The organism is Algoriphagus sp. (assembly GCF_024642405.1).
GTDB lineage: Bacteria > Bacteroidota > Bacteroidia > Cytophagales > Cyclobacteriaceae > Algoriphagus.
In genome coordinates, this window is record NZ_JAHEBC010000221.1 from 1 (window position 1) to 6,359 (window position 6,359).

The 6,359-nt window shown below is 36.9% G+C and carries 3 protein-coding genes and 1 pseudogene; all 4 read left to right on the forward strand.

All coding sequences use genetic code 11. The features are described 5' to 3' along the window. Positions 1-274: pseudogene (locus Q0L68_RS14585) on the forward strand (metallophosphoesterase); the annotation flags it as partial. Beyond that, complete coding sequence (locus Q0L68_RS14590) at positions 250-756, forward strand: hypothetical protein (protein ID WP_296704629.1); 507 nt, start codon at positions 250-252, stop codon at positions 754-756. The pseudogene Q0L68_RS14585 and the gene Q0L68_RS14590, both read left to right, overlap by 25 nt. Positions 757-1,114: 358 nt before the next feature. After that, complete coding sequence (locus tag Q0L68_RS14595) at positions 1,115-4,354, forward strand: TonB-dependent receptor (RefSeq protein WP_296704631.1); 3,240 nt, start codon at positions 1,115-1,117, stop codon at positions 4,352-4,354. A gap of 19 nt (positions 4,355-4,373) precedes the next feature. After that, a complete protein-coding gene (locus Q0L68_RS14600) occupies positions 4,374-6,164 on the forward strand; it encodes a RagB/SusD family nutrient uptake outer membrane protein (protein ID WP_296704634.1) in 1,791 nt (596 codons plus the stop codon). The last annotated feature ends 195 nt before the right edge of the window (positions 6,165-6,359 follow it).

Below are 6,359 nucleotides of genomic sequence, written 5' to 3' on the forward strand. Positions count from 1 at the left end.
GCCAGAAGATGAAATCCCTAAAAGGGCTATCTCCTGGTTAAAAAAAGTAAAAGAACATCAAGCTGATTTTTATCTTAATGGTGGTGACAGCATCCACGATGCCTCTTATGATGAAGTAGCCAGAAGTCGGGTTTTGGAGCAATGGGATGCTTGGGATCTTTTTAGGAATGAAATTCTTGACTCAAAAGTCTATAGTTGTATCGGAAATCACGATCCATGGTGGTATGTTCCAACAAGGAAAATGAACCCATGTATGGAAAACCATATGTCGTAGAAAGGTTAGGGATACCATCAGCCTATTATAGTTTCAATGAAAAAAATTGGCATTTCATCATTTTGGACGGAAATCATGAAGGGATCAGTCTAGGTGAAGAACAAATGGAATGGTTAAAAAATGATTTAGAAAGTTTGCCAATGAACACTCCAACCTTGATTATGTCGCATTTTCCAATTACTTCAATAACAAATGATCTGGTTGGTGGGCAACATAAAGATCATAAAGAACTGAAGAAGCTTTTTTACACGCATCGAGATAAAGTTCGCGTTTGTTTAAGCGGACATCAACACCTTCTGGACAGGACTTGGTACAATGATGTCCACTATTTTTGTAATGGATCTCTTAGCGGATTTTGGTGGGGAGAGGGTGATGCTGAATCCGCTGGAAAACAATATTACCTTGAAACACCTCCAGGATATGCAATTCTGAAATTATATGAAGATGGAAAAGTTGAAAATGAATATTTTCCTCTCGTATAGGTTTAAAAAAATTACCTGTAAAGCCACCAATTTTAGGAGGCATAATTCTTTTTGGCAGACTTTTCAAGGTTTAGAATTCTACAAATTTTTTAAAAATAGAAGGAAATATGAACAAATTATTATAGGAAAAATCCTATAAATAATTCTGTGTTATTACATCATTTATTTTGTATTAAATTCTTCAATCCAGTATTAAATTCCTATTAATTTATCAATAATAGAAATATAATTGTTTTGAATAATCAAAAACAGTATTTAATATTGAATGAATATTCAATAAATTTATTTGTTAAATTGTGCTTTATTGGTCAATTTTAATTAAGAATAGCTTAGATACTTTAAATAAATTCAAAACCATATGGAACAAGTTTTACACAGAAAGTCTGGCTTAAATACCTTTTTAAGGGGTTTAGGATTTCTGGTTTTAGTGATCCTGACAGTCTCTTTTGAGACAATCGCTCAAACCCAGATAAGAGGAACAGTTACGGACAAAGAGGGTCTTGGTATTCCGGGAGTATCTATTCTGGAAAAAGGGACACAAAATGGGACAATTACGGATCTTGATGGATCTTATGTAATTAGTGCTTCTAGTGAAGATGCTATCTTGGTTTTCTCTTTCATTGGATATAAAACAATTGAAGAGCCAATTCGAGGGAAAAGTATAATAGACCTCACTTTTGAAGAAGAAGATACCTTATTAGAACAGGTGGTTGTAGTTGGGTATGGAACTCAGAAAAAGGTAAATGTAACCGGTGCAGTCGATCAATTGGCAGGGGAAGATATAGCAGATCGTCCTATTGCTAATGTAATGCAAGGTCTTCAGGGTATGAGCCCTGGATTGAATATTACCTACCAAGGCGGAAGACCTGGCTCAATTCCAGACATTAATATTCGTGGTTTTACCTCAATCAATGGAGGAGGACCTCTTATTGTAATAGATGGAATCGCTGGAAATAACAGTGATTTGCTTCGATTAAACCCATCTGATATTGAATCTTATTCTGTATTAAGAGATGCAGCCTCAGCTGCTATTTATGGTGCCAGAGCAGCTTTCGGTGTAATTCTAATCACCACAAAAAAGGGAGCGGAAGGAAGCCAAAGGATTACCTATAATAATTATTTTGCTTGGGGCAGACCTTCTGTACTTCCACAGCCTGTTACCGACCCATATATTCATTCGAGAGTATTGGAAACAGCAACTAATAATACTCCTTGGGACTATGTAAACTATTCAGACGCACATTATCAATGGGCTAAAGAAAGATCTGAAGATCCTTCTATTGAAGACACAAGAATTGATCCTAATAATCCCAATCGATGGGCTTATATGGGAAATTATGACTGGTATGATTACTTTTTTAATAACTCCAGTTTTTCTACAAATCATAGTTTGGCGATTAGTGGGAATAGTGGTGGTAAAATGCCGCTTGGTTATTATGTTTCTGGAGACTATACAAAAGAAAATGGACTCAATAAGTTGGCAGATGACTATTGGAATAGATACTCCCTGAGAGCACGTGTTACTGCCAAACCTTTAAACTGGTTAAATATTGATAACAATTTAAACATTTACCAAACAGAAAGAGCTGATCCAACAAATGATATTACAAGTGTCTATAACTTAAGACCGATTGATGTTGCGGTAAATCCTGATGGATCTTGGGCCAACACTGAAACAGGGAGATTGGCTGCCAGATTAGTAGATGGTGGAGAGAACCAAGAAAACATGTTTGGTTTCCAAAATATCTTGGGAGCAACGGCAACAGCTTTAAATGGTGATTTGACTTTCAATGGTACGGCAAGTTTTAAAAGAGAACAATGGAAATATCATTGGGATAGAAAAAAATACAACATTGGTTTTGGACCTGATGATATCAGAACAGAAGGTGGAGATGGATCTGTTATTGAAAGAAACGGATCATTAAACACCACAATTTTAGACTTCTATGCAAAATATTCCAAAACCCTAGGAAAGCATAACTTTAATATTCTAGCGGGTTACAACCAGGAAAACTATGATTACTCGACTATTCAGGCAGAAAGAAGAGTTTTGATTTCTTCTTCCCTTCCATACATAGGTTTGACCACGGGTGACTCATTTATTACTCCCTCTTATAGTGCATATGCATTAAGAAGTTTGTTTGGAAGAATTAATTATACATTTAATGAAAAGTATATTCTTGAAGTTAACGGTCGTTATGATGGTTCTTCAAGATTCCCAAGCGATAACAGATTTGGATTCTTCCCATCTGTTTCCGGTTCTTGGTTAATGATGGATGAAGACTTCTTCCAACCTTTAACAAGTGTAGTTTCCACATTTAAGTTAAGAGCTTCTTATGGTAGTTTAGGAAATCAGAATGTTGACAACTTTGGGTATATCCAAGCATTACCTACGAATCTATCCAGTTATTTAATCGGTGGTAGTAAGAGAACCATTATTAGCTCCGCACCTTCACTGGCGGTTGATCCGAATTTTTATACTTGGGAGAAAGTAGTTTCTACAAATATTGGTGTTGATTTTGGAATGTTTGGAGATAGAATCACTGGTACATTTGATTATTTTATCAGAGATACAAAAGGTATGTTAACTGACCCGGTAGAACTTCCAGGTGTGTTGGGTACAGCTCCTCCAAAGCAGAATGCAGCAGATTTAAGAACTAAAGGATTTGACCTTTCAATAGGTTATAGGGATCAAGTCGGAAGTACCTCCAATCCAGTTCAATTCGGGGTGAAAATGATTTTGTCTGATTCTCGCTCCACTATCACTAAATTCCAAAATGAACAAAACCTCTTCTCAAATTGGAGAGTAGGACAAGAAGTCGGGGAAATTTGGGGATTAGAAAATGATGGACTTTTTGCCAACGAGGATGAAATTGCCAATCTAGATCAAACCAGCATTATTCCTTGGGGAGCTCTAGACATCGTTCCGGGTTGGCCAAAATATGTAGACTTAGATAATGATGGAAAAATTGAAAGAGGACAGACTTCCGATGACCCAAGAGATCTGAAACTGATTGGAAACACTACGCCTAGATATAGATATGGTGCAAACATTGATGTGAGTTGGAGTGGTTTTGATCTATCTATTTTCATGCAAGGAGTAGGTCAAAGAGATTATTATCCTCAATACTATTTATTCTGGGGGCCTTACCAACAGCCTTATGGAAATGTCTATCCATGGAACCTTGACTTTTACAGAGGACAAGCAGATGGTGCTGATTTAATGGCTCAACATTCTCAATCTTATATTGATGCAGGTCTTGCGGATCAAAACCTTGATCCTAACTATCCAGTGCTTCAGGCTTGGTTAGCTGATAATAACTATGGTTCAGGTCTAGATATTCCACAAACCAAGTACCTATTGAGTGGAGCATATTTGAGACTTAAAAATATTACGTTGGGGTATTCTTTGCCACAGTCTCTTTTGGAGAAATTGAAGGTTAACAAAGTAAGACTTTATGTTACCGGTGAAAACGTATTCGAGTTTTCTTCAATCAACACTTTTGTAGATCCTGAGGCTATCAACTCTGGAACAAGAGGCGCTTGGGCGTATCCATTCCAAAGAAAGTTTGCATTTGGAGTTAACATTGATCTGTAATTAAGAAATGAATAATATCATGAAAAAATATATCCTTTATTTATGTGCAGCTATGGTTTTAGCTTCATGTAACGATGATTTTCTGGATAAATATCCTCAGACTTCAGTTGCACCTGAAGAGTTTTTCAAAACGGAAGAAGATTTAGAATTGTATGTAAATGGGCTGCTTACAATGGCAGGTCCAGGAAGCTATTTAGCTGATCAAAGTAGCGATAATCTTGCGACTACTGGAGCAATAGAAATTAAAAATATCATGACTGGTACTCCAAGTTCTCAGACAGTTACAGGTGGTTGGAACTGGGGTACTTTAAGAAATATCAATTATTTCCTTGATAATTATACAAAAGCAACTGGTTCCGAAGAGGGAATTGCACATTATGTTGGTTTAGCAAGGTATTACAGAGCGCTCTTTTATTTTGATATGGTAAAAAGATACTCTGACGTCCCTTGGTATGAAACAACGCTTAACCCTGGAGACGAAGACTTATATAAGCCAAGAGATTCCCGTGAGATGGTGATGTCAAAGGTGATGGAAGATCTGGATTATGCAATGGCTAATGTCAGAGAATCTGTACCAACTGGTACTCCGAATGTTTGGGCGGTAAAAGCCTTCACTGCAAGGCTAGCTCTCTATGAGGGAACTTATAGAAAGTATCATACAGAATTAGGACTCGAAGGAAGCACAAATCAATTTTTGGAAAAAGCCAGAAATGTTGCACTTGAAATCATGAATTCTGGATTATTCTCAATTTATAATTCTGGTAATCCTGAAAGTGACTATGGGTCTCTTTTTGGTGCCCAAAATTTGGTAGGTCATCCCGAAGTAATACTTGCAAACATATATGACTCAAGCAAAGACAGAGGTTCAAATAACAACACAGGGATTTTTGGAGACTATGAACAGTCCCCTTCCAAAGATCTTGTCTTGAGTTATTTATTAAGAGATGGATCAAGATTTACTGAAGTTGAAGGATATGAAAAAATGGGCTTTGTGGATGAGTTCCAAAACAGAGATCCAAGATTAAGCCAAACAGTTGTTTATCCAGGCTGGATAAGACAACCTGATACGGATCCTTACATTCAGACATTAAGTAAAAACTTCACAGGTTATCATCAATTAAAAGGGTATGTGAATAGTATTGATAATGTTGTAGTATCCAGCGATGATTTCCCGGTTTACAGATATGCAGAAGTTTTGCTGACCTATGCCGAAGCAAAAGCTGAATTAAACGAATTGAATCAAGGGGATTTGGATATGTCAGTAAACCTCCTTCGACAAAGAGCCGGTATGCCAAATTTGGAAATGTCTGCTGCAAACGGAAATCCAGACCCATTTTTGACAGAGAAATATCCATCAGTAACTGGAGCCAATCAGGGAACTCTTCTTGAGATTCGAAGAGAGAGACGAGTTGAAATGGCTCTTGAGGGCTATAGATATGATGACTTGATGAGATGGAATGCCGGGAAGTTATTAGAAAATATACCAGCAGGTATGTATTTTTCTGGTCTTGGAAAGTTCGATATGACAGGTGACGGAATCGAGGATATTATTTTGGTTGATAAGGATAGTTCAATTCCTGTTGGAGATGATAAAGAGAAAAACAGCCTTGGTGTTGCTTTGATTTATTATAAAGCAGGAACAATCGACGAAAATGTAGATGTCTTTTTATCCAATGGCGAAAATGGTGGAAACATGGTGACAGAGACAAAGGAGAGAAACTTTGTAGAACCAAAATATTACTACCGACCAGTTCCTATTCAGCAGGTAACCCTAAACCCTAACCTGACACAAATATTTGGTTGGGAATAAAACTAGTTCTTGGATTTCGGAGCTCGGTTTTAAAACCGGGCTCTCTCCATTTATTCAAAATAGAAGAATGAATAAAATATTAATAGCGGCTTGCCTCGGCTTTGTTTTGCTACAGTCTTGTACAACCGAAGAGAAACAAGAACCCAAATCAAAAAAAGTAATTTTTGTCATAGTTGACGGAATTCCTGATGATGT

Excerpts from the sequence above, each read along its gene's own strand:
- Q0L68_RS14600 (WP_296704634.1), top strand. The coding sequence starts at position 4,374 with ATGAAAAAATATATCCTTTATTTATGTGCAGCTATGGTTTTAGCTTCA.
- Q0L68_RS14590 (WP_296704629.1), top strand. The coding sequence starts at position 250 with ATGTATGGAAAACCATATGTCGTAGAAAGGTTAGGGATACCATCAGCC.
- Q0L68_RS14595 (WP_296704631.1), top strand. The coding sequence starts at position 1,115 with ATGGAACAAGTTTTACACAGAAAGTCTGGCTTAAATACCTTTTTAAGG.